This is a genomic window from Arsukibacterium ikkense, from assembly GCF_000987775.1.
GTDB classification, from domain to species: domain Bacteria; phylum Pseudomonadota; class Gammaproteobacteria; order Enterobacterales; family Alteromonadaceae; genus Alishewanella; species Alishewanella ikkense.
This window is the reverse complement of the sequence record NZ_LAHO01000016.1, coordinates 60,333-84,408: the sequence shown is the minus strand read 5'-3', so window position 1 is coordinate 84,408 and position 24,076 is coordinate 60,333. Positions and strand designations below refer to the sequence as shown.

The 24,076-nt window shown below is 51.2% G+C and carries 25 protein-coding genes; 12 read left to right on the top strand and 13 right to left on the bottom strand.

Going from position 1 to position 24,076, the window contains the following annotated elements; all coding sequences use genetic code 11:
* Nucleotides 1-2 precede the first annotated feature (2 nt).
* The 4 genes from WG68_RS15620 (at nt 3) to panP (ending at nt 4,150) form a co-directional block, all read left to right on the top strand.
* Nucleotides 3-647 carry a flavin prenyltransferase UbiX gene (locus tag WG68_RS15620; RefSeq protein ID WP_200897612.1) on the top strand — a complete coding sequence of 215 codons (645 nt, stop codon included), beginning with the start codon at nt 3-5 and terminating at the stop codon, nt 645-647.
* Entirely contained in the window at nt 644-1,570 is a 927-nt protein-coding gene (locus WG68_RS15615; RefSeq protein ID WP_046558658.1) for an ABC transporter ATP-binding protein, read from the top strand. Before WG68_RS15620 ends, WG68_RS15615 begins: the two co-directional genes overlap by 4 nt.
* Nucleotides 1,570-2,340 (top strand): ABC transporter permease, encoded by a 771-nt coding sequence (locus WG68_RS15610; RefSeq protein WP_046558657.1) that lies wholly within the window; start codon nt 1,570-1,572, stop codon nt 2,338-2,340. The genes WG68_RS15615 and WG68_RS15610 overlap by 1 nt, the downstream gene beginning before the upstream one ends.
* A gap of 154 nt (nt 2,341-2,494) precedes the next feature.
* Nucleotides 2,495-4,150: a pyridoxal-dependent aspartate 1-decarboxylase PanP gene (gene panP, locus WG68_RS15605; RefSeq protein WP_046558656.1), complete on the top strand. Its 1,656-nt coding sequence runs from the start codon at nt 2,495-2,497 to the stop codon at nt 4,148-4,150.
* Nucleotides 4,151-4,159: 9 nt separating this feature from the next.
* Here the strand turns inward: panP and frdD are convergent, their stop codons facing one another.
* From frdD to WG68_RS15580, 5 genes are read right to left on the bottom strand one after another with little or no spacing between them, the layout of a single operon-like run.
* Nucleotides 4,160-4,549, bottom strand: a complete 390-nt coding sequence (gene frdD, locus WG68_RS15600) for a fumarate reductase subunit FrdD (RefSeq protein WP_046558655.1) — start codon at nt 4,547-4,549, stop codon at nt 4,160-4,162.
* Complete coding sequence (locus WG68_RS15595; RefSeq protein ID WP_046558654.1) at nt 4,546-4,947, bottom strand: fumarate reductase; 402 nt, start codon at nt 4,945-4,947, stop codon at nt 4,546-4,548. Before WG68_RS15595 ends, frdD begins: the two co-directional genes overlap by 4 nt.
* Before the next feature lie 14 nt (nt 4,948-4,961).
* Complete coding sequence (locus WG68_RS15590) at nt 4,962-5,672, bottom strand: succinate dehydrogenase/fumarate reductase iron-sulfur subunit (RefSeq protein WP_046558653.1); 711 nt, start codon at nt 5,670-5,672, stop codon at nt 4,962-4,964.
* Complete coding sequence (gene frdA, locus WG68_RS15585; RefSeq protein WP_046558652.1) at nt 5,669-7,465, bottom strand: fumarate reductase (quinol) flavoprotein subunit; 1,797 nt, start codon at nt 7,463-7,465, stop codon at nt 5,669-5,671. Before frdA ends, WG68_RS15590 begins: the two co-directional genes overlap by 4 nt.
* A gap of 15 nt (nt 7,466-7,480) precedes the next feature.
* Nucleotides 7,481-8,377: a prenyltransferase gene (locus tag WG68_RS15580; protein ID WP_046558651.1), complete on the bottom strand. Its 897-nt coding sequence runs from the start codon at nt 8,375-8,377 to the stop codon at nt 7,481-7,483.
* A gap of 159 nt (nt 8,378-8,536) precedes the next feature.
* On the opposite strand from WG68_RS15580, the gene WG68_RS15575 reads away from it, so the two are divergent.
* The 4 genes from WG68_RS15575 to WG68_RS15560 are packed head-to-tail and all read left to right on the top strand — an operon-like array spanning nt 8,537 to nt 13,804.
* Complete coding sequence (locus tag WG68_RS15575; protein WP_046558650.1) at nt 8,537-9,172, top strand: DUF2959 domain-containing protein; 636 nt, start codon at nt 8,537-8,539, stop codon at nt 9,170-9,172.
* Nucleotides 9,173-9,225: 53 nt separating this feature from the next.
* On the top strand, nt 9,226-9,450 hold the full coding sequence (locus WG68_RS15570) for a hypothetical protein (protein WP_046558649.1): 225 nt from the start codon (nt 9,226-9,228) through the stop codon (nt 9,448-9,450).
* Between the two features lie 50 nt (nt 9,451-9,500).
* Nucleotides 9,501-11,450, top strand: a complete 1,950-nt coding sequence (locus WG68_RS15565) for an SLC13 family permease (protein WP_046558648.1) — start codon at nt 9,501-9,503, stop codon at nt 11,448-11,450.
* Complete coding sequence (locus WG68_RS15560) at nt 11,447-13,804, top strand: SLC13 family permease (RefSeq protein ID WP_046558647.1); 2,358 nt, start codon at nt 11,447-11,449, stop codon at nt 13,802-13,804. Before WG68_RS15565 ends, WG68_RS15560 begins: the two co-directional genes overlap by 4 nt.
* Nucleotides 13,805-13,813: 9 nt before the next feature.
* Here the strand turns inward: WG68_RS15560 and WG68_RS15555 are convergent, their stop codons facing one another.
* Nucleotides 13,814-14,338: a cytochrome b gene (locus WG68_RS15555; RefSeq protein ID WP_046558646.1), complete on the bottom strand. Its 525-nt coding sequence runs from the start codon at nt 14,336-14,338 to the stop codon at nt 13,814-13,816.
* Nucleotides 14,331-15,311, bottom strand: coding sequence for a catalase family peroxidase (locus WG68_RS15550; protein ID WP_046558645.1), 981 nt, complete (start codon nt 15,309-15,311; stop codon nt 14,331-14,333). The genes WG68_RS15555 and WG68_RS15550 overlap by 8 nt, the downstream gene beginning before the upstream one ends.
* A 323-nt stretch (nt 15,312-15,634) precedes the next feature.
* On the opposite strand from WG68_RS15550, the gene WG68_RS15545 reads away from it, so the two are divergent.
* The 4 genes from WG68_RS15545 (at nt 15,635) to WG68_RS15530 (ending at nt 18,399) form a co-directional block, all read left to right on the top strand.
* Nucleotides 15,635-16,405 (top strand): GGDEF domain-containing protein, encoded by a 771-nt coding sequence (locus WG68_RS15545; RefSeq protein WP_052749130.1) that lies wholly within the window; start codon nt 15,635-15,637, stop codon nt 16,403-16,405.
* A gap of 58 nt (nt 16,406-16,463) precedes the next feature.
* A complete protein-coding gene (locus tag WG68_RS15540; RefSeq protein ID WP_046558644.1) occupies nt 16,464-17,078 on the top strand; it encodes a hypothetical protein in 615 nt (204 codons plus the stop codon).
* A gap of 194 nt (nt 17,079-17,272) precedes the next feature.
* Nucleotides 17,273-17,836 carry a flavodoxin family protein gene (locus WG68_RS15535; RefSeq protein ID WP_046558643.1) on the top strand — a complete coding sequence of 188 codons (564 nt, stop codon included), beginning with the start codon at nt 17,273-17,275 and terminating at the stop codon, nt 17,834-17,836.
* Nucleotides 17,837-17,847: 11 nt separating this feature from the next.
* Entirely contained in the window at nt 17,848-18,399 is a 552-nt protein-coding gene (locus WG68_RS15530) for a YIP1 family protein (RefSeq protein WP_046558642.1), read from the top strand.
* Nucleotides 18,400-18,482: 83 nt separating this feature from the next.
* Here WG68_RS15530 and WG68_RS15525 read toward each other — a convergent pair whose 3' ends face one another.
* The 6 genes from WG68_RS15525 to gluQRS form a co-directional block, all read right to left on the bottom strand.
* On the bottom strand, nt 18,483-19,337 hold the full coding sequence (locus WG68_RS15525) for a DUF72 domain-containing protein (protein ID WP_046558641.1): 855 nt from the start codon (nt 19,335-19,337) through the stop codon (nt 18,483-18,485).
* 3 nt (nt 19,338-19,340) lie between these two features.
* Nucleotides 19,341-20,183 (bottom strand): pantoate--beta-alanine ligase, encoded by an 843-nt coding sequence (panC, locus tag WG68_RS15520; RefSeq protein ID WP_046558640.1) that lies wholly within the window; start codon nt 20,181-20,183, stop codon nt 19,341-19,343.
* On the bottom strand, nt 20,184-20,978 hold the full coding sequence (gene panB, locus WG68_RS15515; protein ID WP_046558639.1) for a 3-methyl-2-oxobutanoate hydroxymethyltransferase: 795 nt from the start codon (nt 20,976-20,978) through the stop codon (nt 20,184-20,186).
* Nucleotides 20,979-20,997: 19 nt separating this feature from the next.
* The gene (folK, locus tag WG68_RS15510) at nt 20,998-21,570 is read right to left on the bottom strand and encodes a 2-amino-4-hydroxy-6-hydroxymethyldihydropteridine diphosphokinase (RefSeq protein WP_046558638.1); all 573 of its coding nucleotides are present in this window, start codon (nt 21,568-21,570) and stop codon (nt 20,998-21,000) included.
* The gene (pcnB, locus tag WG68_RS15505; RefSeq protein ID WP_046558637.1) at nt 21,563-23,026 is read right to left on the bottom strand and encodes a polynucleotide adenylyltransferase PcnB; all 1,464 of its coding nucleotides are present in this window, start codon (nt 23,024-23,026) and stop codon (nt 21,563-21,565) included. Before pcnB ends, folK begins: the two co-directional genes overlap by 8 nt.
* Before the next feature lie 122 nt (nt 23,027-23,148).
* Entirely contained in the window at nt 23,149-24,063 is a 915-nt protein-coding gene (gene gluQRS, locus WG68_RS15500) for a tRNA glutamyl-Q(34) synthetase GluQRS (RefSeq protein WP_046558636.1), read from the bottom strand.
* Nucleotides 24,064-24,076 lie beyond the last annotated feature (13 nt).

Below are 24,076 nucleotides of genomic sequence, written 5' to 3'. Positions count from 1 at the left end.
GTATGCAGGACATAACCTTAGCCTTTACCGGCGCTTCAGGTGCGCCTTACGGCTGGCGTTTACTCGAGCTATTGTTAGTGCAGGGAGTGCGGGTGCACTTACTTATTTCCAGTGCGGCGCGGGTGGTATTTGCCACCGAGCATAATATTAAGTTGGCCGGCGCACCGGATAAATGTACCGAACAGTTGCAGACGCAGTTTAACTGCGCCCCTGGCCAGTTAACGGTATACGGCAAAGATGACTGGTTCTCGCCGGTAGCGTCGGGTTCAGCTGCACCAAAGCAGATGGTGATTTGCCCCTGCTCAACCGGTACGGTGTCGGCGATAGCATGCGGCGCCAGCGATAATCTGATAGAGCGGGCGGCCGATGTGGTGATTAAAGAAGGCGGTAAGCTGATTTTAGTGCCACGGGAGAGCCCGCTCAGTGCCATTCATCTGGAAAACCTGCTGAAACTGGCGCGGCTTGGGGTAACGATTATGCCGGCGGCCCCCGGCTTTTATCACCAGCCGAAACAAATCAGTGATTTAGTCGACTTTATGGTGGCGCGCATTTTAGATCAGTTAGGGCTGCAACAGCAGCTTACGGCCCGCTGGGGTTATGGCGGCGAGCGTGACAACAACGATAGTACAGCAGGAGAGCGTGAGTGAGTCTGGCGTTAGATATTTCAGCCTTACATAAGGTGTATAAAAGCGGCACTGTCGCCCTTACTGGTATTGATTTGCAAGTTAAGCAGGGCGATTTTTTCGCTTTGCTGGGTCCCAATGGTGCGGGTAAAAGCACCACTATTGGCATTATTACCTCGCTGGTTAACAAAAGCAGCGGTAAGGTCAGCGTATTTGGTTTTGATATTGATAGCCAGCTGGAACAAGCGAAAAGCCAGCTGGGCTTAGTGCCGCAGGAATTTAACTTTAATCAGTTTGAAACCGTGCTGCAAATAGTGGTTAACCAGGCCGGTTACTATGGCGTCCCCAAAAAGCTGGCGTTAAGCCGCGCCGAAAAGTATCTGGGGCAGTTGGGGTTATGGGATAAACGCTATGCCCGGGCCCGGGAATTATCGGGTGGCATGAAGCGGCGGTTAATGATTGCCCGCGCCTTAATGCATGAGCCTAAACTGTTAATTCTGGATGAACCTACTGCCGGCGTCGATATTGAGCTGCGCCGTTCCATGTGGGATTTTTTGCGCACAATTAACAAAGCCGGCGTTACTATTATTCTCACTACGCATTATCTGGAAGAAGCCGAAATGCTTTGTCGCAATATCGCTATTATCGATAAGGGCCGGATCATCGAAAACACCAGCATGAAGGCGCTATTAAATAAGCTGACCATTGAAACCTTTATTTTCGATTTAGCACATAAACCGGCCAATCTGCAATTGGACGATGTAACCTGGCGCGAGTTGGACGAGCACAGTATTGAAGTGGATGTGCAAAAAAGTCAGGGCTTAAACCCGATTTTCAGTCAGCTTAGCAGCCAGCAGGTCAATGTTTTGTCGATGCGGAATAAAGCGAATCGCTTGGAAGAGCTATTTGTGACGCTGGTCGAAAACGGCCGGGGAGTAAGCCACTAATGCGTGCCAGTTATCTGATAGCCCTGCAGAGTATTTTAGACAAAGAAATCACCCGCTTTATGCGAATTTGGGTGCAAACCCTGGTGCCACCAGCCATTACTATGAGCCTGTATTTTGTGATCTTTGGCAGTTTAATTGGTTCGCGGATTGGTGACATGGGCGGCTTTAGCTATATGGAGTTTATTGTGCCCGGCCTGATAATGATGGCGGTGATCACCAACTCTTACGCTAATGTTGCGTCATCGTTTTTCAGTGCCAAGTTTCAACGTAATGTGGAAGAGTTGCTGGTGGCGCCGGTGCCTAATTACCTGATTGTGCTGGGGTATGTTGGTGGCGGTATGGCCCGTGGCATGCTGGTTGGTATCATCGTCACCATTTTATCGCTATTTTTTGTCGACATTCATCTGCATAGCGTGGCAATTATTATCGTTACCGTAGTGCTGACTTCGATGCTGTTTGCACTGGGCGGCTTAATTAATGCCATTTACGCGAAAACCTTCGACGACATCAGTATTATTCCGACTTTTGTGCTGACGCCGTTAACCTATCTGGGTGGGGTGTTTTACTCGCTAACCATGCTGCCCGGCTTCTGGCAAAAAGTGGCGGCGCTGAATCCGATAGTCTATATGGTAAATGCCTTTCGCTATGGTTTTCTGGGGGTGAGTGATGTCAGCCTGGTTGTGGCATTAACGGTAGTGATCAGTTTTATTGTAGTGATGTTTAGCTTTGCTTTGTATTTAATTAACAAGGGTATTGGCCTGCGCAGTTAGGGCGGCTGCTGTCATTGAAATTTTTGCAGACATTTTATGACAGTTGCAGTAGAGTTAGGCCCTTTCTGCACAGCTGTCTGCGCGCTTTTGCTGTAGACCAGAAGTTATAAACCTATAGTGGGCTGATGTTTCGGCTTAGTGAGTAGCATAACGCATGACAGAACCGACCAAAAGGCAGGCCGCCGCCTCTGAAGATGCGCTTTGGCGTATTTTTACCGTACCCGAGGCGCCGGATTCTACTTTAAGTATTATTGAACAGAACCTGTCACAGAATCTGGCGGGTTTTTTACGTGAAAGCATCGTCGCGCTGGAAAAGCCATTATGGCAGATTGAGCGTGATTTTCAGGCGCACCAAATTCCGTTGTCGCCGCAATTTGTATCCGATTATGCTGAAAGCATCATGCAAAAGCTGGTGGCGCATTCAGTGCATACCGCCTCGCCCAGCTTTATTGGTCATATGACCTCAGCCTTGCCCTATTTTGTACTGCCCTTGTCAAAAATGATGGTGGGGCTGAACCAGAACCTGGTGAAAATTGAAACATCGAAGGCCTTTACCCCGCTGGAGCGTCAGGTACTGGGTATGATGCACCATTTAGTGTACGGCGAAAAAGACAGTTTCTATAAAAAATGGATGCACAGTGCCAACCATTCGTTAGGTGCCTTTTGCTCTGGCGGCACTGTTGCCAATATTACCGCGCTGTGGATCGCCCGTAACCGCTTATTACGCGCCGATGGCGAGTTCAAAGGTATCGCCAGAGAAGGCTTATTCCGGGCTTTAAAGCATTATGGTTACGATGGTCTGGCGTTAGTAGTGTCAGAGCGTGGCCATTATTCACTGGGTAAAGCGGCCGATGTGCTTGGCATCGGCCGCGATTATGTGGTGAGCGTGAAGACTGACGCTGATAATAAAGTTGATGTGGCGCAAATGCAGCAAACGCTGACTGAGCTCAGCGCGCAAAATATTAAAGTGTTGGCCATTGTTGGCGTAGCCGGCACCACTGAGACCGGTAATATTGACCCGTTAGCAGAGCTGGCTGATTTAGCTGAACAGTTTCAGTGTCATTTCCATGTTGATGCCGCCTGGGGCGGTGCCACCTTACTGTCTGATCAGTACCGCCATTTGATGGCCGGTATAGAACGCGCTGATTCGGTTACCATTGATGCCCATAAGCAAATGTATGTGCCAATGGGCGCTGGCATGGTGGTGTTTAAGCACCCGTCATCGGCGCATGCCATTGAGCACCACGCAGAATATATTTTGCGTAAAGGCTCAAAGGACTTAGGTAGCCAGACGCTGGAAGGCTCGCGGCCGGGCATGGCGATGCTGGTGCATGCCTGCTTGCAGGTCATTGGCCGCGATGGTTATGAAATTCTGATTAACCGCTCTTTAGAAAAAGCCCGCTATTTTGCCACCTTAATTGAGCACAATATCGATTTTGAACTGATTACCGCGCCTGAGCTGTGTCTGCTAACCTACCGTTATGTACCGGCGCAGGTGCAAAAAGCCATGGCTATTGCCAGCAGCGAGCAGCGCCAGCAGTTTAATGAGCTGCTAAATGGCCTGACCAAGTTTGTGCAGAAACGGCAACGGGAAGAAGGTAAGTCGTTTGTGTCGCGTACCCGCTTAACCCCGGCAGCATACGATCGGCAGGAAACGATCGTGTTTCGGGTGGTGCTGGCTAACCCGCTGACCACCGAGCAAATTCTGCATGATGTGTTGGTTGAGCAGGATCAGATAGCCCAGCAAAGCAAAGAGTTTTACCCGAAGTTGTTGCAGCTGGCCGCGCAGTTAACCAAAGCAGCCAGTTAACCAAAGCAGCTAGCTAACCCAAGCTTTCACTAACAGCCAAACGCCTGTGGCACTAGTCAGTGCCGCCAGGCCATAACACAGCAGTTTACTTGCTAAACCACCGCCCAGCTGTAAATCATGCAGGCCGTGGTGAATGCGATGCGCCGCATGAAACAATGGCAGGCAAATGGCGGCAGCCACAAAAGCTAAGCCAGCCAAACCCCAGAGCGAGTGATATACCATATCTGCCATGCGCGCGTAACTCAGGCTATCGCCAGTTGTGAGCCCCAGTGCTGGCAGGATTGCCAGCGCTAAAATAGCGCCGGGAAGCACCACCGCAAAACAGACACCACCGGCGCTGAACAGTGCCCACCAGATAGGTTCATCCGAGCGTTTAGGTTGCGCTGTTTCGATCTTCATATCCAGCCTCCCAGTATAACAATCAGACCCGCTGCCACCAGCAAGGTGGCCAGCCACTGGCCGGCAATCATGAAGCCGGCTGGCGCCAGCGGCATCACTCTTGGAAACAGTTCGAAAAACGTTTTGGCATGAAACAGGCTGGCAATAAAGGCCAGCAGATTAAGGAGCACTACCCAGGGCTGGGCCATAAACGCCAGCCAGCCTTGCCACTGTGCTTCACTCTGGCCCAGACAATACAGGCCATACAGCAGGCAGCCAATAAAAAATAACAGTGGCAATACGGTGGCTTCACGCAGCATATACAGCCTGAAGTAACGGTGCTGCAGCCACCAGTAGCGGTGCATTACCGGCTGGTAGGGGCCGGGTGCTGTTTTGTTGCTGACAGGCTTGTCACTCATCGCGGCCTCGCTCCTTAAGATTTAAACATGCTGATAATAAAATCACCGGCCGACGCTACCTTGCCCTGGTTAATTGCCGCTGCCGGGTCGACCTTTTTCGGGCAGACATCAGAGCAAAAGCCGACAAAGGTGCAGCTCCAGACGCCGTTTTTACCATTAAGCTGCGGCATTCTTGCTGCTTTGCCCTGGTCGCGGCTGTCCAGGTTGTAGCGCTGGGCCAGGGTAATGGCGGCCGGCCCCAGAAACTCCGGGTTTAAACCAAACTGCGGGCAGGCCGAATAGCAAAGGCCGCAATTAATGCAGTTTGCAAATTGCTGATATTTGGCCAGCTGCGCCGGGGTTTGCCGGTGTGGCTCTGCGCTTTGTTCACTGTTAATCAAATAAGGTTTTACGGCGTTCAGATGTTGTAAGAACGGTTGCATATCCACTATTAAATCTTTTTCCACAGCAAAATGCGCCAGCGCGCTGACGGTAAGCTCGTCTGGGTAATCCCGCAAAAAGGTTTTACAGCCCAGCTTAGGTATGCCATTCACCATCACACCACAAGAGCCACATATTGCCATCCGGCACGACCAGCGAAAACCCAGGCTGGGGTCTTGTTGCTGCACCTGCAGCAGCGCATCCAGCACCGAGGTACTGTGATCGCTTTGTACCTGATACGCCTGTAGTCGTGGCTGGTTATCTTGTTCGGGGTGATAACGGGCAATACTGATGCTTTTGTTCATTGGCTGCTTCCTGTTGTGTCATTCCCCGGTGAACCACTTGCTTGAGAGCCATAGTGTCTGGCGGCGGGTGGCAGGCTGGTAATGGTGACCGGCTGCCAGCTGATAGCGGCACTGCCATCTTGCTGACGCAGCGCCAGGCTGTGTTGTAAAAAGTCAGTGTCGTTTCGTGTAGTCATGCCCTGATCCAGCCGCTGATGCGCACCGCGCGACTCGGTGCGGGCCAGCGCGCTGCGGCAAATGGTTTCAGCCACGTCCAGCCCAAAGCCCAGCTCCAGATGTTGCAACAAGGCACTGTTAAAGAGGTTGCTGTTATCGGTCACTTTCAGCTGCTGAAAACGGTCTTTTAATGCCTGCAGACGGTTTAAGCATAGCTGCATACCGGCGTTGTCACGGTATATGCCGCAGCCTTGCTCCATGGCCAGGGTAAGCTCAGTGCGAATCGCTACGCTGGAATCACTGCAGCTGTCGGCAAACAGGCTGCTGATATAACTTTGCTGGCGTTGGCATTGCCCGGCAACGGCACTAAACGGCGCTATGTTTGCCTGCTCTGCCTGCGCAGCCGCTTGCTCGCCGGCGACCTTACCAAACACCAGCAGCTCAGATAACGAATTCGAGCCCAGCCGGTTAGCGCCATGCAAGCCGACCGAGGCGCATTCGCCTACCGCAAACAGGCCGCTGATACTGGTTTGGCAGTTGATGTCGGTTAAAATGCCACCCATGGTGTAATGCACCGCCGGGCGAATGGGAATAGGCTGGCTGGCCGGATCAATATTGACATAGGCGTTGGCCAGCTCGCAGATAAAGGGCAGCCGGCTGGCTAAATGCGCTTTGCCCAAATGGCGTAAATCCAGATACACCACAGCATGCCCCTGATAGTCACCGGTTAAACCCAGTTGCTGTTGCTGCCAGAATGCCTGTGACAGTTTATCGCGCGGCCCCAGCTCCATATATTTATTTTTCGGCTGACCAACGGGCGTTTCGGGGCCAAGGCCATAGTCCTGCAAATACCGGTAACCGTCCTTGTTGAGCAAAATGCCGCCCTCGCCACGACAGGCTTCGGTGATTAAAATGCCACTGCCCGGCAGGCCTGTAGGGTGGTATTGCACAAACTCCATATCGCGCAGTGCCACGCCATGGCGATACGCCAGCGCCATACCATCGCCGGTAACAATGCCGCCATTGGTGTTGTAATGAAACACCCGGCCGGCGCCGCCGGTGGCCAGAATAACGGCCTTAGCGCGAATTTGCACCAGCTGGCCGGTACTGAACTGGATAGCCAGCACGCCTGCAATGCGTTGCTCTACCACTAATAAATCAAGTACAAAGTATTCATCAAAACGATGAATAGACGGGTAGCGTAACGAGGTTTGAAACAAGGTATGTAAGATATGAAAGCCTGTTCTATCGGCGGCAAACCATGTGCGCTCGGTTTTCATGCCGCCAAAACGACGCACCTGCACGCTGCCATCTGCTTTTCTGCTCCAGGGGCAACCCCAGCGCTCTAACTGCACCAGCTCCTGATAGGCATGTTTAACAAAATACGCTGCCACATCCTGCTCGGCCAGCCAGTCACTACCACTTACTGTATCCTGAAAATGGGCTGCCAGGCTGTCTTCAGTTAAGGTAACAGCAGCAGCGCCGCCCTCGGCGGCTACAGTGTGCGAGCGCATCGGGTATACCTTGGATAGCAGCGCTACCTGCAGCTTTGGATTCGCCTCGGCCGCGGCAATAGCGGCCCGTAAGCCAGCCCCACCACCACCGACTACAATAATATCCTGTTGCAATTGTTGCATAAGTTGTCCTTAGCGTCAGGCGGGGCCGGCCCACAGCAACCCGGCCAGCAATAACAGTGGATACAGGTGGCATAACAACACGTTCAGCCCCAGATAGCGACTCAGTTGCTCTGGCTTGTCGGCATAACGAAATAATCCTGGTAGCAGCTTTACTGCCAGCCCCAGGCTCAGCAGGCCCAGTAAACATTGCCAGGGTAAAATGCCAGAAATCACCCCTGCAATCAGTAGCAGGTAGCTGAGTAATAGCAGTAAGGTATAAACACTGGCGCTGTGGCGCCGGCCAATCACAATAGGTAAATGACGCCGGCCGACCTGGCGGTCAGCTTCAACATCCGGAAATTGGTTTAGCAGCAATAAATTACTCACCAGCAAGGTGACAATCAAGGCCAGCAGCCAGGCGCCGGCACTGATGCTGCCTGCCAGTACCCAATAGCTGCCCAGCAGCATAAAGACACCAAAACCCAATCCCGGCGCCAGCAAGCAAAGTAACGGCCAGCGGTTAACGTACCGGGTATAGCCGTAAATAAGCGCCACCCCCGGAATACCAATTAACAGGGGTTGCCAGTTTAGCTGGTAGCTCAGGTATAAACCGCCGCTAATTACCAGCAGTAAGCTGATAACCGCCAGCCATAATGCCGGGTAAGCGGCCTCCGGATAAGTGATCAGGGTACCGCTGCCACCACTGAACGGCGTGCGTTTAGTCAGAAAATCCAGCCCGGATTTAAAGTCCTGGTATTCGTTCAGCGCATTGACACTTATATGGGCGCACAATGCGATGGCAGTTACCAATAGCAGCGAGCCAACTGACAGCCCCTGGCCGGCTTGCCAGCTGGCGGTGGCGGCCAGGGCAACACATAGCAAGCTCAGGCTTAAAAAATTCAGGCGGGCAACGCCGCAAAGCTGTTTCAGCAAAAAATGCTCCTGTTAAACATATCTGTTACAGAGTATAGCTATTACAGTGCTTATAGCTTGATCTACGACATTTTTTTCCTGATTTATGTTGTAAACTAATAATGAATTGCTATTGTCGGAGCTGATAGCTAGCTGTCCAACCCCAACCAAGGAACTCCTATGCGTATCGTTTTACTGGTGTTGTCACTACTGTTGCTGGCAGGTTGTCAAAGCGCGTACTACTCGGCGATGGAGAAAGTCGGGGTGCATAAGCGTGACATCCTGGCTGAACGGGTTGAAAAAGCGCAAAACGCTCAGCAAGAGGCTCAGCAACAATTCAGCTCTGCCCTGGCGCAATTTAGCGAGTTAATCAAGTTTGAAGGCGGCGATTTACAACGCCAGTATGAATTAACAGATAAACAGTATCAGGCATGTAACAGCGCGGCTGCCAATGTGTCAGATCGGATCAACAGCATCGATGATGTTGCCAAAGCCTTGTTCGATGAATGGCAGGACGAGCTGAAAATGTACAGCAATCCTAAACTAAAGCAAGACAGCAGCGCCAAGCTGGCCGCTACCCAGCGCCAGTATAAACAACTGCTGAGCACCATGCGCCAGGCCGAAGGTTCTATGGCGCCGGTGCTGGATAGCCTGCGGGACAATAGTTTGTATTTAAAACATAATTTAAATGCCCAGGCCATTGGTGCCTTGCGGGGCGAGTTTGCCGGCATTGAACGTGATATCAGCGTGCTTCTCCGTAATATGAATAAAGCGATTAGTGAATCACAGCAATTTATTGCGACGCTAAAACAATAACGCGGACGTCGCAGTGTACTGGTAACGATTAACCGGATGAACAGGAGTGAGTTATGTCAGGTCAGGGCTCTGGCGGTAATGTTATCGCCGCACTATGTAATATTTTTATACCCGGCTTAGGCCAGTTAGTACAGGGGCGTGTGCTGGCAGCGCTGCTGTTTTTTGTTGTCTGCGCAGTTGGTTATACGCTTTGGTGGCTGATTATCCCCGCCATTATCGCCGCCATTGCCCATTTATGGGCGATAGTTGATGCCGCAAAATTCCGGGCGCGTTTCTAGCACAAGAAAGCCATTGTTACCGACGTTATTAGTTAATAAAAGAGCCCGCTATGACCATGCAACAAAGCATCATTATCTTGATCCTGCTGGTAACCATAGGCATGTTTTTGTGGGGCCGCTGGCGCCATGACATGATCGCCCTTGCTGCATTGCTGGCGTGTGTGCTTAGCGGTGTGATTGACCCCGCCATTGCGTTTAATGGTTTTGGTCATCCGGCGGTAATTACTGTTGCCTGTGTATTGGTGTTAAGCGCGGGTTTACAAAGCTCCGGGGCGGTAGATGTGCTGACAAGGCATGCCATGCCCAAAGATGCTGGCCCCTTAGTAAGTATGGGCGTATTAATAGGTGTTGGCGCCTTGTTATCTGGCTTTATGAACAATGTAGGGGCTATGGCGTTACTGATGCCGGTGGCATTACAAATCGCTAATCGATTAGAGCTCCCGCCAGGTCGTGTGTTGATGCCGTTGGCTTTTGGCACCATTCTGGGCGGTATGACCACCATGATTGGTACGCCGCCTAATTTAATTGTATCAGGCTTCCGGGCACAGCAAGGCTCGGCTGGTTTTGGTATGTTTGATTTTACGCCAGTGGGTTTTGCGGTGGCGCTGTTAGGTTGCGTGTTTGTGGTGCTGGCCTGGCGTTTGGTGCCGGCGCGTAAACAGGCGGGGAATGAAGGTTTTGAAACCGGCGCCTATCTTACAGAAGCGCGGGTCACCGAGAAGAGTAAAATAGCCGATAAGCGCTTGTATGACATTGAAAATGAGCTTGATGATAGCGGCGCGCAAATTGTAGGTTTAATCAGAAATGATGTAAAAATTAACGCGCCTAGTGGCGGCAGGGTGATCCGGGCGGGCGATATTTTAGTGCTGGAGGCGGAAGTCGATTCTCTGGGCACTGTTTTAGCTACTCTGGGGCTGGAGTTAGAAGAGTCAGTACCGGTAGCAAAACCTATAATGGATGAACCAGTTGTAGATGATAATGTAAAAAACAATACAAGCGTTCACTTACAGACCAAAGCTGACCCTTCGGTAACGCTGGCATCGACCACAGAGGATAAGCAGGGTAAAACGGTTAAAGCAGATGTAAAAGCAGAGAGTAAACCTGATGAGGCTGCCAAAAAAGAAGATAAAGGACTAAATAATGAAGAAGTGATTTTAATGGAGTTGGTAGTACGGCCCGAATCAAGTTTGCAAGGCCGTTCTGCCACCAATATCTTGCTTCGCACTCGCTATAGTTTAAATTTGCTGGCCATATCCCGCGCTGGCAGTCGCTCTAAATCGCGGTTACGAAATTTCAGAATGCAAGCCGGCGACTTGTTGTTATTGCAGGGTACTAACGAGAGTTTGCTGGAATTTGCCAGTGATTATGGTTGTGTGCCACTTGCAAAGAGGGAGTTGAAAATACCCGATAAGAAGCTGGCGTTTTTTGCTGCGCTCATTATGTTACTTGCGGTAGCCGGTGCGGCCTTTGGTTTGTTACCTGCAGCGGTATCCTTTGCCGTAGGCGTGTTGGCCTCTATGGCACTAAAAACAGTTCCGCCAAGGACAGTTTATAACGTTATAGACTGGCCAATTATTGTACTTTTGGCTGCGCTTATTCCGGTAGCCGGTGCTATGGAATCTACCGGTACCGCAGCGTTAATCGCCACGCTACTTATGGAATATGTTGCACAGGGCAATGCTATAGTGGCGTTGGCTATGATATTAATAGTCACTATGTTTTTATCTGATCTGATGAATAACGCGGCTACAGCGGCTGTAATGTGCCCCATTGCCATAGGTGCTGCTTTGGCATTGGGTGTTAATGGCGATTCGTTTTTAATGGCAGTGGCAATAGGTGCTTCCTGTGCGTTTTTAACGCCAATAGGGCACCAGAACAATACCTTGATCCTCGGCCCTGGTGGCTTTAAATTCAGTGATTACTGGCGCCTGGGTTTGCCGCTGGAAATTCTGGTAATAGTGGTCGCCTTACCGCTACTGATAGTGTTCTGGCCGCTATGACGCTGGATATTGCCCTGGTACTCCTCTTGCTGTTGGCAGCCCTGGTGTTGTTTGTTACAGAGTGGCTGCGCATGGACGTGGTAGCCTTACTGATGCTGTGTGCGTTGGCTATGTTAGGGTTGGTATCGCCGGCCGAGGCGGTCAGTGGCTTTAGCAACCCGGCGGTTATTACTGTCTGGGCCATGTTTATCATGAGTGAAGGTTTAACCCGGGCCGGTATTGCCGACAGTATTGGCCGGCGGGTGATCCGGCTATCAGGCAGCAGTGAAACCCAGATGATTATCGTTATTATGCTGGTATCGGGTTTGCTGTCGGCCTTTATGAGTAATATTGGTGTAGTGGCGTTACTGTTGCCCGTTACGGTGGAAGCGGCGCGGCGCTGCGGTATTTCGCCAGCCAAGGTGCTGATGCCGATGGCTTTTGGCGCCATGCTAGGTGGTTTACTAACCTTAATCGGTACGCCGCCCAATTTACTGGTCAGTATTGCCCTGGAAAATAATAACCAGCCGGGTTTTAACTTATTTGATTTTGCGCTGATTGGCCTGCCCATTTTGCTGGCCGGCACCTTATTTGTCGCCTTTATTGGCCGTCATTTGTTGCCCGCCACCGATCCTGGCCGTGCCGGCATGGCGGGTAGCCGCAACCTCAGCGATCAGTACGGTTTGCAAGAGCGGATTTTTGCGCTGCGTTTACCCAAATCTTCGTTACTGGCCGGTCGTACTCTGGAAGAATCGGGGCTGATTAACACCGTTGGTCTGATGGTGATAGCACTAACCCGCGGTAAGGAAACCTTTACCCTGCCATCGCGGCATACGGTACTTAAAGCCGGTGATATTGTGCTGGCGCAGGGTAAATTTAACCGCTTTGAACGGCTACGCAGCTGGAACTCATTAACCATAGAACGCGAAGCGCCAATGCTGCATGAGAAACTGCTGGCTGCCAGTGGTCTGGCAGAATTAGAAGTGGCTGCCGACGGCCCATTGGCTGGCGAAGTATTGGAGCATCATCGTTTTCGGGAGCACTACCAGCTAAATGTGTTAGCGGTTAAACGGCCGGGCCTGACTTTACGCACCCGCCTGGCCGATTTGTCGTTGGCCGGCGGTGATAAAATTCTGGTGCAGGGCAGTCGCAGCGCACTGGATGCCACCCAAAAGCAGGAAGCCTTCAGCGCAGTGGTACCGTTAAGCGCCGACGATGTAAAACGCCAATATAAGTTGGAGGAGCGGCTGTTTGTACTGGGCTTACCCGCCGATAGCCCCTTGGTCGATAGTACTTTTGCGGATAACCGGCTGGGTGATGCCTTTGACTTTCGTTTGCTGGGCTTATTTCGCCACGGCGAAATTATTCAACAATTTCACTCTGATGACAAACTGCAAGCGGGCGATTTACTGCTAATTCAGGGCCGGGAAGAAGACTTGGACATCCTGCGCGGCTTTAAAGAGCTGGAGCGGCTGGACGACATGTCGCCCTATCTGGATTTACTGGCTAAAGGCAAGCTGGAGTTGGTGGAAGCCACCTTGCACCCGCGCAGCAAATATATTGGCCAGAGTGTTAACGCGCTGCAACTGGATAAACGCTACAAAGTGGAAGTGGCCGCCATCTGGCGCGAGGGACGTTCGTATCGCTCGGCGCTCGGTAGCATGCTATTGCAGGCCGGTGATGCATTGCTGATTGTTGGCCCGCGCTCGCGTCTGGCGCAGCTCACCGACAGCGAGCATTTAATCGTGATGAACCCGGTACAGGTTAAACCCATTAATGCCAGCAAGGCGCCGCTGGCTGCCGGCTTAATGGGCTTAATGGTGTTACTGACAGTAGCCGGGTTACTACCGATTTATCTGGCGGCGATTCTGGCTGCAACGCTAATGGTGGCCAGTCGCTGTTTAAGCATGGAGCAGGCCTATGCCGCCATCGACTGGCGCTCTATTTTCCTGATCGCCGGCATGTTGCCGCTGGGGCTGGCGATGCAACATTCTGGCACCGCCGCCTGGCTGGCTGAGGGAGTACTGGCCGGCTTGGGTCAATACGGGCCCCTGGCCGTGCTGGCGGGCTTATATCTGGTAACCGCCCTTGGTACTCTGGTAGTGCCTACCGTAGCGCTGGTGCTGATTATGGCGCCGATTGGCCTGATGCTAAGTAGTGCGCTGGGGATTAACGGCCAAAGCGCCATGATGGTAGTGGCGGTGGCCGCCACCAGCCTGGCCAGCCCGGTATCGCACGCCGCCAATACCCTGGTAATGGGCCCTGGCGGCTATCGCTTTGTCGACTATTTAAAAGTAGGCGGGCCATTAAGCTTATTGCTATTTGTAATAACGATGGCTTTAATGCCACTGTTCTGGCCGCTGAGTGCCGGGTAATATAAACGCCTACAGCATACTTTTTAAGACATTATCTTTGCGAATAAAATGATGATGCAATGCCGCGCCAATGTGTAACGCAATCAGGCCAATAAGAGCAAAGGCCAGCCAGCCGTGCAACTCACGAAACAGTGCATAATTCTGGATATCAACCTGCAACGCGGCGGGTAGCCGAAACCAGCCGAACACCTCTATTGGCCGGCCAGCAAAATACTGCATTAAATAGCCGGAAACCGGCATGGCAAACAGTAAGCCATACAGCAGCCAATGTGACGCCTTGGCCACTGTTGTTTGCCAGTGGGATAACTCATTCGGTAAGGCGGGCAGTTGATGGCGTAAGCGGTTAATCAGCCGCACTGCAACCAGCACAAAAGCCAGCACCCCAGATGCCTTGTGGATAGTCATGATAGTCAGTTGCCAGGGTTCAAGTGATTTGATCATTAACAGGCCTGCGGCCAGCATGGAAATAACCAGCGCCGCCATACCCCAGTGCAATAGCCGCATAGAAAGTGAAAAACGATCTGAGTTAGTCATTATTGCTGCCCTCCAATGCACCCTGCAATTGCTCTTTTGCCCGGCGCCGATATGACTCGGCGTAAGCCGCAGAGCGCGCCCGCAGAATGGGATCTGCAGTTGCTTTAATGCCAGTAGGCAACACCAGCGGATCAAAATTAATAGCATGGCAGTCGCCTGCCAGCTGCGCGCTACTGCCGTTAAGTACTATCTGGCCTGCGTTAATTTGCTGGCGGCCAGCTGGCCACGCTTTGCTTGAGTTATTTTCATCATCTGTGGCATCTGCCAGGGTAAATACCCAATCAAACACCACTTGATCAGCGGCTATTCTGGTCGTTATTTCCTGTTGCAGCGCATCAGCATCTGTCAAATCAGTAGCAGCGACCGCGACCGTCGGTTGCATCGCCCAACGCACGGCTTGCTGTTGGCCGTTAGCGTTAACCAGATAAAATGCATTAATACTGTGATAAGTTTCAGCCGCGAAGCTACCTGATGGCTGGTATTGTGCGGCCCAGGCTAAGAACTCGCTACTTTGCGGGTGTGTAGCAAAAAACTGCTTTACTGCTGCAGGCCCGGCCTGAATGGCCTGTATTTGCTGATAAAAAGTATGCGGATCAGCTACGGCCATTACCGGTGGTGTATTCATTGCTAACCGCCATTGCTCGGTTCTGCTGCTGGTAAAACTGAGTGCCAGGCTGCGCACGGGCGCTTTTAAATCGGGTGCTGTTGGGTTATTGCCGGCAATGGATAAGCGGCCGATAAAGGGCGTGCTGCCTGGTTTAAAAAGGCTGGCCCGCGAATAATTGGCTAGTTGGCCATTAGCGCGAAACTCACCACTGACACAAATACCTTTGGCATGCGCCCGGCGAAACCCCGGGAAAGCGCTGTTGCCTTGTTGCAGGTCGACAAACTGCTGCGCTGAGACCTTGGGCGGGGCGTCGGCGCTAAAACCAAAGGCTGGGGCCAGTAATAGCACCAGATATAATGCTTTCATATTAAAATACTCATTGCTTATTTATCTTTAACTGAAGTTATATGCGCTTAAGCTGCATACGGTTCAAAGACCGGAGCATTGCCAAATATCTTTCAGCGCTACTGTCAATTAATGCCTGGTAGGGTTTGACATTAATGCGCCGATAAGTGTGCAAAGTTGTACCTTTAAGTATAATTTTGCGTTAGGTTATACCGCAGAACCTGGCTTGAGGAACTCATGCATTTACCCACTGTTATTCTGCTCGCGCTGGTAATTAACTTTATTGTGGCTGCGTACTTGTATCTGCTTTATCTTCGGAAGCCAAAAGACAGGTGCTTTAGACTATGGTCATTTTCCTGTGTGCCGCTTTGCTGCAGCAATCTATTATCACCGACCCGGCTTTTACCAGAACCCTGCAAACGGTTTTTCTGCTGCATGCGCTGGTCATGTTTGTGCAAGCCGCATTAGTTATTGTTAACTGGCAGCAGCTTAATCACCATGGCTTACCTGAAACCTCGGTGTACACACTGCTTAGCCATATTTTGCTGACCACTTTTACCGCTTTGTTGTTGCCGTGGTTAAGTTTTTTAAAACTTGAACGTAAACTTACTCTTAAATCACAACGTGATGGCTTAACCCGGCTAGCCAACCGGGAACACTTTTTTAATCAGGTTGAGCGTTACTGGCAGCTGCATCCGTCGGTTCCTGCGGTGCTTATGATGATTGATATCGATTTTTTTAAGAGTGTTAACGACACCTTTGGCCATGCAGTGGGCGACCGGGCCATTGCTGCAGTTGCGAAGCTGCTATCAAAACAATTGCGCAGCAATGATATTATTGGCAGGATTGGTGGTGAAGAATATGCCGCATTGTTAATTGATTTGGACGAACAAACTGCCTTAAGAATCAGTCAGCGGTTATGCCAGCAGGTGGCTGAGCAATTAACGTATATTGATGATGCAAAAGTGGAGCTTACTATTAGTATTGGTTTAGTGCACGTTGTACCATCGCAGCATAGCCATACTGCAGTGTTTAAAATTGCTGACGAAGCCTTGTACGCCAGCAAGCAGGCCGGCAGAAATACGGTAACGCTGGGAAGGCTGACTTCAACTTAGATTGGGGTATATGAGCATTCATTTATGAGGTCTTTTATGTCTGGAGTGTTAGTAAAATATGGATTTTGATCAGAACAAATACAAAGTATGGAAGCTACCTAACCCTTTGTTGTTGCACTGGGTCATTAACCCCGGCTTAGCATTTAATGAATTGGTTTTAGGGCAACGGATACCAAAAATTACCCTGATAGATAAAACCAGTGATGCGCCGCTGATTGAAAAGCAGTACGTGCCATGTCCGCACTGCCATACCATTCATGATGCGAGGCTCTGGGGAAAGAAGGGTGCTTTTAAAAATTGGTTTGGCTATTTGTGCCCGCAGTGTGACGAAGTGATCCCTTGTCTCTGGAATTTCACCAGTTTGCTTTTGTTAGCGGTGACGTTTCCTATCTGGGGGTGGTTTCGAAAGCCACTTAAAGCAAAGTGGAAAAGCTATAAAAAGAACAAACAGCTTGAGAATAAAGACAGTGAGCTTATTAAAGCAAAAGATATGTCTGCAATAAAAATGGGCCTGACTTTTGGTTCGCTGATGTTTTGTTTTATGTCTTTACCGCAAATAATCAGCCAGGATGCCTCGCTAAAAATGATTTTAACGCAGGTCGCAATTTGGCTGGTTGCTGGTCTGGCATTTGGCGGCATAATGAAGTTTATTTCAGGACGTATAAAAATATGAAACAAGATCAGCGATTTACATCAGCTATCTTTATGATGATAATGTGCCGGACGCCAGGCTAACTGGAATACTCCGGCTTCTTTGCTCATTCTCTGGCTAGTGCTCATTGTTGTCACCCTTTGGTTAGTTGAGCTGAAACCTGAAAAACCACTGCAATGAGCAGTCTCAGGCGTTAAATTTCTTAGGATAGTTAAGTGGTAACAGTCGCAGTGGTTTTTCATTCGGCCTCCGGTACAACCAAACAATTAGCCCAGGCCGTTGCTGCAGGGGCCGCCTCCATTCAAGGTGTCGCCGTTGTTACCGCTGCAATTTATGGTGCTGATATTGTTGAAGGCCGTTTTATAAACTCAGCGCTATTGGCAAAGTTACAAGAAGCTGACGCCATAATTTTTGGTTCACCGACGTTTATGGGCTGTGTTTCGGCGCAATTTAAAGCCTTCGCCGATGCCACTGGCGAGCTGTGGGCTGAAAAAGCCTGGACGGATAAAATCGCTGCTGGTTTTACTATTGGTTCTAGTGTTAGTGGTGATCAACTAAACACCATTCAATACCTGCAAGTGTTTGCAAATCAGCACGGCATGCTATGGACAAGTTTAGATATTCCTGGCAACTGTGATCCAGAGAATCGCAACAGGCTAGGTGCACAATCTGGCCTTATTGCACATGCGAAGGACGGCCGGTTAAACGAAATCGATTTAATTACAGCTAACTACCTGGGACAGCGGGTTGCCCGGGTTACCAAAAAGTTTGCTGCATAAAAATACAGCACATGGCCGTTGAAACCTGTGCCAATGGTATAGCGCTGGAAATATCACCAGACAATAAAACAGCAAAAGCCTTGTACGAAAGCCTTGGCTATCAGCAGCAAACTGAATATCTGCATTTGATCATGTTTGGGGCATTACTTGGGGGTATGGCTGGCGGACTGATCAGTATCTTTCTGTTTAGCTGGCTTTTGAAAATCTCCGGCCGTTGGATTGGCGGCCAAGCGACATCTGAACATCTCAGAGCTGCAATGGCGTGGGGGGCAATTCCAATTTTATGTACGTTACTATTGTGGGTTCCTCTACTGGCACTTTATGGTAATGCAATGTTCAGTTCTGACACACAACGCATTACTGATAACCTCGTTCCGTACTTTATTCTGATATTTCTGGAGTTGCTGCTCGCTATTTGGGGCGTGATTCTGATAATTAAATGCGTTGGCCAGGTTCAGGGCTTTTCAGCCTGGAGAGCGTTAGGGAATGTTATGCTGGCGATCTTACTCTTTATCGTGCCTGTCGTTTTGCTGGGAGTGTTAGTTGCAGTTATGACCGGCTGATGAAACCATGATGCCTGTTGTTGAATATCATCACCAGGGCATTGATACCTTGCAATATCTGAACAGAGCTGAGTGCGGTAAGGTTACCACAAACCCAGTTGCGCTTGCTGTTCGCCTGGCCAGGGCTCGAGTATGGGGTGGGGCAGTTGCAAATCTTTGGCAAACTGGCGGCATAGCTCTGGGGCCAGGGTGTTATCCGGGGTGTGGAAAAAGCAGTAGGGGGTTTTACCCTCACTCAGCCAGCTGCGAATTTTACTTAGCCAGGGCGCATAGAATTGCCTGTTCAGTGCTAAATCATCGGTGCCAATAAAACGCAGCATTGGCGTTGAGCTCAGGCTGATGGCATGCACTGGTAAGCGTGGTTTTTTGCCCTGAGCATCCAGCAAAGCCGGACTGGTTGCCGCCACTGAAAACAAAGCCCTGCTGTCCAGCACCACCCGCTCGGCATTGTATTGCTGCAATAAGCGGTTTAATGCCAGCTCATGTTCTGCTTTATCAAAAAAGGCCAGGTGCCGTACTTCAACCGCCAATGGCACGGCATTGCTTAATAGTTCCAACACCGAGATTAATTGCCTGAGTACAGGCGGGCCTGCACTGGCCGGCAGCTGTAAATGAATTAAACCAATAAAAGGGTGCACTGGCGCAAAGTGTTGCCACCAGGCCAACAGCGCGTTGTGATCAAGCTCGTTTAAGGCATGGCTAAAGCGGCGGGGGACTTTAAACACAAACCTGAAATGCTCTGATAGTTGCGCTGCCCAGCGTGCCAGCTGGCTTGCGGAGGGGTCAGCATAAAAGCTGGTGTTACCTTCTACACTGTTAAAATACTGGCTGTAACCGGCTAAAAACTCGTTATTGCTAAGATTATCGGCAAATAAGCTGCCTTTCCAGCGGCTGTTAGCCCACATCGGACACCCCAGGTATACCTGGGTATAGCGCATGATTTACAGTTCCAGGTTATCAATCAGCCGGGTAGTGCCTAGCCTGGCGGCAGCCAGCACCACTTTGGGCTCGGCTGCCTCAACAGCCAGCGCCAGGCTGTGCTGGTTGCTGATATTGACGTAATCCGGCACAAAACCTGCTGCTGTGAGCTGCGCTTTGGCTTGCTGCTCCAGCGCCCGGTAATCATGGTTACCCGCGGCAATAGCGGCTTTAAGCTGCTGCAGTATCTGAAACAGTGCCGGCGCTTTAACCCGCTCTGCAGCAGTTAAGTAGCCATTACGCGAACTCAGTGCCAGGCCATCACTGGCGCGCTCGGTGGCCACGCCAATAATCTGTATGGGCAGTGATAAATCAAGCACCATCTGGCGGATAATGGCCAGTTGCTGAAAATCCTTTTTACCAAAGCAGGCAATATCAGGCTGCACCAGATTAAACAGCTTACAGACAATAGTAGATACACCACGAAAGTGTCCCGGGCGGTTGGCACCGCAATGCAAATCGCCCAGTTGCGGCACTTCAACAAAGGTTTGCACCTCGAGGCCGCGTGGGTACATCAGCTGTGGGGTGGGGGTGAAAACAGCATCTGCCTGGTGCTGTGTTAAAGCGGCGACATCGGCATCCAGTGTGCGTGGGTAATTGGCCAAGTCTTCATTCTGGCCAAACTGCATCGGGTTAACAAAGATGCTGACAAGCACTTTATCGGCCCGGCTTTTTGCTATATCAACCAGTTGCAAATGGCCCTGATGCAGGTTGCCCATGGTTGGCACAAAGGCAATGGTTTGACCCGCGCGGCGCCAGTTGGCGATCTGCGCCCGAAGCGCGTCAATATTGGCAATAATATTCATTTAGTTAAAGCTGTGCTCGGTACCGGGGAACACCTGGCTTTTGACTTCGCTGACATAGGCAGCAATAGCGCTTCTAATCTCGCCGGTTTGTGCCAGGTAGTTTTTCGAGAATTTCGGAATATAGCCACTGCTGATGCCCAGTAAATCGTGCATCACCAGCACCTGGCCGTCGGTGACATTGCCGGCACCAATGCCAATAACCGGAATGCGCAGGGCTTCGGTGATCCGCCTGGCCAAAGGCGTGGGAATGCATTCCAGCACCAGTAGCTGGGCACCGGCGTCTTGCAGTGCTTTGGCTTGCGCCAGCATTGCGTCAGCGGCTGCATCGGTTTTGCCCTGTACTTTATAACCACCAAAAATATGTACCGACTGCGGGGTTAATCCCAGATGGCCACACACTGGCACACCGCGCTCGGTTAAGGCTTGAATGGTAGGCAGCAAAAAGTCACCGCCTTCTAACTTCACCATATTGGCACCTGCCTGCATTAGCGGCGTAACACTTTGCATCGCCTGCTCAGGAGTGGCGTAACTCATAAAGGGTAAGTCGGCAATCACAAAGGCGTCAGGCGCACCGGCCCGCACACTTTTGGTGTGGTAAGTAATATCGGCCACGGTAACCGGCAGCGTATCGCTATGGCCTTGCAGTACCATGCCCAGTGAGTCGCCAATTAACAGCACATCTACGCCTTGCTCGGCAAAGAGTTTGGCAAAGCTGGCATCGTAGGCTGTCAGCATGGTGATTTTATCTGCCTGCTGCTTCATTTTCTGTAACACGGCAGTGGTGATCTTAGCCATAAGGTTCTCGTCCGACCATTTATTCCGGGTGCGCAAGATCGCACAAAGTTCCTGCAGCTGCAAGTTGCTCGCTGCAAGTTTCGCTAAGTTTCTGCAGGCCATTTAACGGTACCTGGCTTAGCAAAGCCTGCAGCGGGGTGCCACAGGGTAGTTGTAACCTGGGCGCAATTTCGGCCAGCGGATACAAGACAAACTCGCGCTGGGCTAAGCCATAATGCGGTATGGTTAAACGCTCAGAGACCATAGTTTGGCTGGCATACAATAAAATATCCAGATCCAGCGAGCGCGGCCCCCAGCGTTCGGCTTTACGTTGCCGCCCCTGTTGCAGCTCAATTTGCTGCAGCGCATCCAATAATGCCAAAGGGGCAAGCCGGGTGCTGATTTTAGCTACTGCATTAACGTAGTCTGGCTGGTCTTGCGGGCCCATTGGTTTAGAGCCATACAAGCTGGACACGGCCAGCAGCGTGCTTTGGGGTAACTGCTGTAACGCGGTAATGGCATGTTGTATTTGCGCTATCGGCTTGGCCAGGTTAGCGCCTAAACCCAGATAGACGTCATGCGCTGCCAGCTGCCCAGACTGTTGCTCAGACATCCGGCGTGCTGCTGCGTTTTCGTTTGTAATTGTTGCGGCGACGCTTTGGTCTGTCGTGTGCTTCACGGCCCAGGCTGTTAATCAGCTCCAGTTTTTCGGTATCATCCGCAAACTGAAATTGCTGCCACCAGCTGGCCAGTTCAGTCAGGCTGCCGCCTTCGGCCTCTGCGCGTAGTTGCAGAAAATCAAAGGCGCCGCGAAATTTGGTTTGCTCAAGCATTTTAAAAGCACGGCGGCCGCCGCGCTTGGTTAGCCGGTATTGTAGTGCCCAGATGTCGCGCATGGTTAAACTAAAGCGTTTAGGAATGGCGATAGTGCGCTGAATATCGTCCAGCACTTCCGTCATGGCAATATTCAGCGCATCAATGTCATTTAAGCCGCTTTCAATCAGCAGGGTTTGGCTGCGCAGCTCTACCGGGTACCACAACATAGCGGCGAAAATAAAGGCCGGGGTAACAGGTTTATCAATAGCTACCCGATGATCAGTATCCTGCAGGGCCCGCGTTACCAGACTAAACGCTTTACCCTCAGGCTCCTGTTTTAACAGCTTGTCCAGTTGTGGCATCAGCTGTTTTAAAATCCGGGTATCACGTAACAACATAAAGTTGTCGAAGGCTTTACCAGCCAGCAGCATTTTTACCAACTCGTCGAATAAACGCGGTGCCGGGATGTTTTTTAACAGTACAGCCAGCTGGCTGATTGGCGTTAAGGCATCGGGCGCAATATCCATATTCAGTTTGGTGGCAAAACGAATTGCCCTGAGCATGCGCACCGGATCTTCCCGGTACCGTACGTCAGGGTCGCCAATCAGTTCAATCCGCCGTGCGGTAATGTCACGCATACCATTGGCAAAATCGTAAATGGCAAAGTCTTTTACCGAGTAATACAAGGCATTAATGGTAAAGTCACGCCGCTCGGCGTCTTCTTCAATAGTGCCGTAAACGTTGTCACGTAAAATCTGGCCATGGTCGCTTAAGCTGGCCGTTTTCAGCTTAGGTGCAATGCTTTCTTCATCGTCAGCACCACTGTGATGGCCGCGAAAGGTGGCTACTTCAATAATTTCCCGGCCAAATACCACATGCGCCAGCCGGAAGCGGCGGCCAATCAGCCGGCAGTTACGAAATACCTGCTTTACCTGCTCCGGGTGAGCATTGGTGACTACGTCAAAATCTTTCGGTTTTAAACCCAGCAATAAATCGCGGATACAGCCGCCTACCAGATAGGCTTCATAGCCGGCATCATTTAACCGGTACAATACTTTTAACGCGCTGGGGCTGATATCACGTCGGGATACGCTATGCTGACCGCGGCCAATGACTTGCATCGGCGGTAATATGGAACCTGCTATGGCATTGCGCAGCGGCGCAGCGGCAGCTAACGTCTTACCCGCAGCGGGTTCTGGCTGGTTGTCGCCCTGAGGCTTGCCGCTTAAGGTTCTGCGACAAAAATCTAACACACGCGAAATGATGATATCTCTCCTAAACCCAAACCAGCGTGGCTGGCGGTATTGGCATCTGACTATAAAAAACGGCTAATAATACCGCAGCACACAACAAAAAAGAATTAATCTGGTCAAAATCAGCCAAAATCGCTGGTTAGTACTTCCCGCGCGGCCGGAATATCCGCCGGGCGCCAGTGCAGCAGCGCATACGCGAGTTGCTCCACTGGCGGCGCTTGCTGTAAGTCCGGTGGCAGTAACAGGCCTAATATCGCCAGCGCTCTGGCCATAGTATAACTAACGGGCCAGTTGTGCAGGGCGGTGGCATGGTTCTGTTTACTGAGTTTATGGCCAGGTGCAGTTACCGCCAGCGGCAAATGGCCGTATCGTGGCGCTGTGGCACCAAGCAATAGAAATAAATGCTGCTGACGTGGTGTCATACTGAGCAAATCGGCACCGCGGATCACTTCGGTAATACCCTGGTCCAAATCATCTACCACCACCGCCAGCTGGTACGAAAATAAGCCATCCCTGCGCCGCAGTATATAATCTTCCCGGGCCAGCTCGGGTGAAATATGTTGCAGCCCAAGCAGCAAGTCAGTGAAATGACAGGCGACTCCGGCTGCATGCAGGCGCCAGCTTAAAAGTTCACCATTAGCTGGGGTCAGTTCTAACGCAGCACAGGTACCCGGGTACAGCCCGCCACTGGCACTGATTTGTTTGCGGCTGCACTTGCAGCCGTATAGCAAACCGCGTTGCTGCAGCTGGGTAAAGACATCGTTATAGCGCTCAAGCCGCTGGCTTTGATAAATAACAGTACCATCCCACAGTAAACCATGTTGTTCGAGCGCGTGCATAATGGCACTGTCGGCGCCGGGGCGCACTCTGGGCGTGTCAATATCTTCGATGCGCAGCAGCCAGCTGCCGGCTTGTTGTTTGGTGATCAGGTAACTGCCCACTGCAGCGAGCAGCGAACCAAAATGCAGCGGACCTGAAGGGGATGGAGCAAAGCGGCCAACAGCAATAGCTGTTGGCTGACTGTTAAGCGTTAGCATCGCCGGGCTGGCC

Coding starts and splice junctions, on each gene's coding strand:
- WG68_RS15565 (WP_046558648.1), top strand. CDS start 9,501: ATGACCATGCAACAAAGCATCATTATCTTGATCCTGCTGGTAACCATA.
- gluQRS (WP_046558636.1), bottom strand. CDS start 24,063: ATGCTAACGCTTAACAGTCAGCCAACAGCTATTGCTGTTGGCCGCTTT.
- frdD (WP_046558655.1), bottom strand. CDS start 4,549: ATGAAGATCGAAACAGCGCAACCTAAACGCTCGGATGAACCTATCTGG.
- panB (WP_046558639.1), bottom strand. CDS start 20,978: ATGGCTAAGATCACCACTGCCGTGTTACAGAAAATGAAGCAGCAGGCA.
- folK (WP_046558638.1), bottom strand. CDS start 21,570: ATGTCTGAGCAACAGTCTGGGCAGCTGGCAGCGCATGACGTCTATCTG.
- WG68_RS15570 (WP_046558649.1), top strand. CDS start 9,226: ATGTCAGGTCAGGGCTCTGGCGGTAATGTTATCGCCGCACTATGTAAT.
- WG68_RS15550 (WP_046558645.1), bottom strand. CDS start 15,311: ATGAAAGCATTATATCTGGTGCTATTACTGGCCCCAGCCTTTGGTTTT.
- WG68_RS15530 (WP_046558642.1), top strand. CDS start 17,848: ATGGCCGTTGAAACCTGTGCCAATGGTATAGCGCTGGAAATATCACCA.
- WG68_RS15525 (WP_046558641.1), bottom strand. CDS start 19,337: ATGCGCTATACCCAGGTATACCTGGGGTGTCCGATGTGGGCTAACAGC.
- WG68_RS15560 (WP_046558647.1), top strand. CDS start 11,447: ATGACGCTGGATATTGCCCTGGTACTCCTCTTGCTGTTGGCAGCCCTG.
- WG68_RS15620 (WP_200897612.1), top strand. CDS start 3: ATGCAGGACATAACCTTAGCCTTTACCGGCGCTTCAGGTGCGCCTTAC.
- WG68_RS15545 (WP_052749130.1), top strand. CDS start 15,635: ATGGTCATTTTCCTGTGTGCCGCTTTGCTGCAGCAATCTATTATCACC.
- WG68_RS15595 (WP_046558654.1), bottom strand. CDS start 4,947: ATGAGTGACAAGCCTGTCAGCAACAAAACAGCACCCGGCCCCTACCAG.
- frdA (WP_046558652.1), bottom strand. CDS start 7,465: ATGCAACAATTGCAACAGGATATTATTGTAGTCGGTGGTGGTGGGGCT.
- WG68_RS15540 (WP_046558644.1), top strand. CDS start 16,464: ATGGATTTTGATCAGAACAAATACAAAGTATGGAAGCTACCTAACCCT.
- panP (WP_046558656.1), top strand. CDS start 2,495: ATGACAGAACCGACCAAAAGGCAGGCCGCCGCCTCTGAAGATGCGCTT.
- WG68_RS15575 (WP_046558650.1), top strand. CDS start 8,537: ATGCGTATCGTTTTACTGGTGTTGTCACTACTGTTGCTGGCAGGTTGT.
- WG68_RS15590 (WP_046558653.1), bottom strand. CDS start 5,672: ATGAACAAAAGCATCAGTATTGCCCGTTATCACCCCGAACAAGATAAC.
- WG68_RS15555 (WP_046558646.1), bottom strand. CDS start 14,338: ATGACTAACTCAGATCGTTTTTCACTTTCTATGCGGCTATTGCACTGG.
- WG68_RS15610 (WP_046558657.1), top strand. CDS start 1,570: ATGCGTGCCAGTTATCTGATAGCCCTGCAGAGTATTTTAGACAAAGAA.
- panC (WP_046558640.1), bottom strand. CDS start 20,183: ATGAATATTATTGCCAATATTGACGCGCTTCGGGCGCAGATCGCCAAC.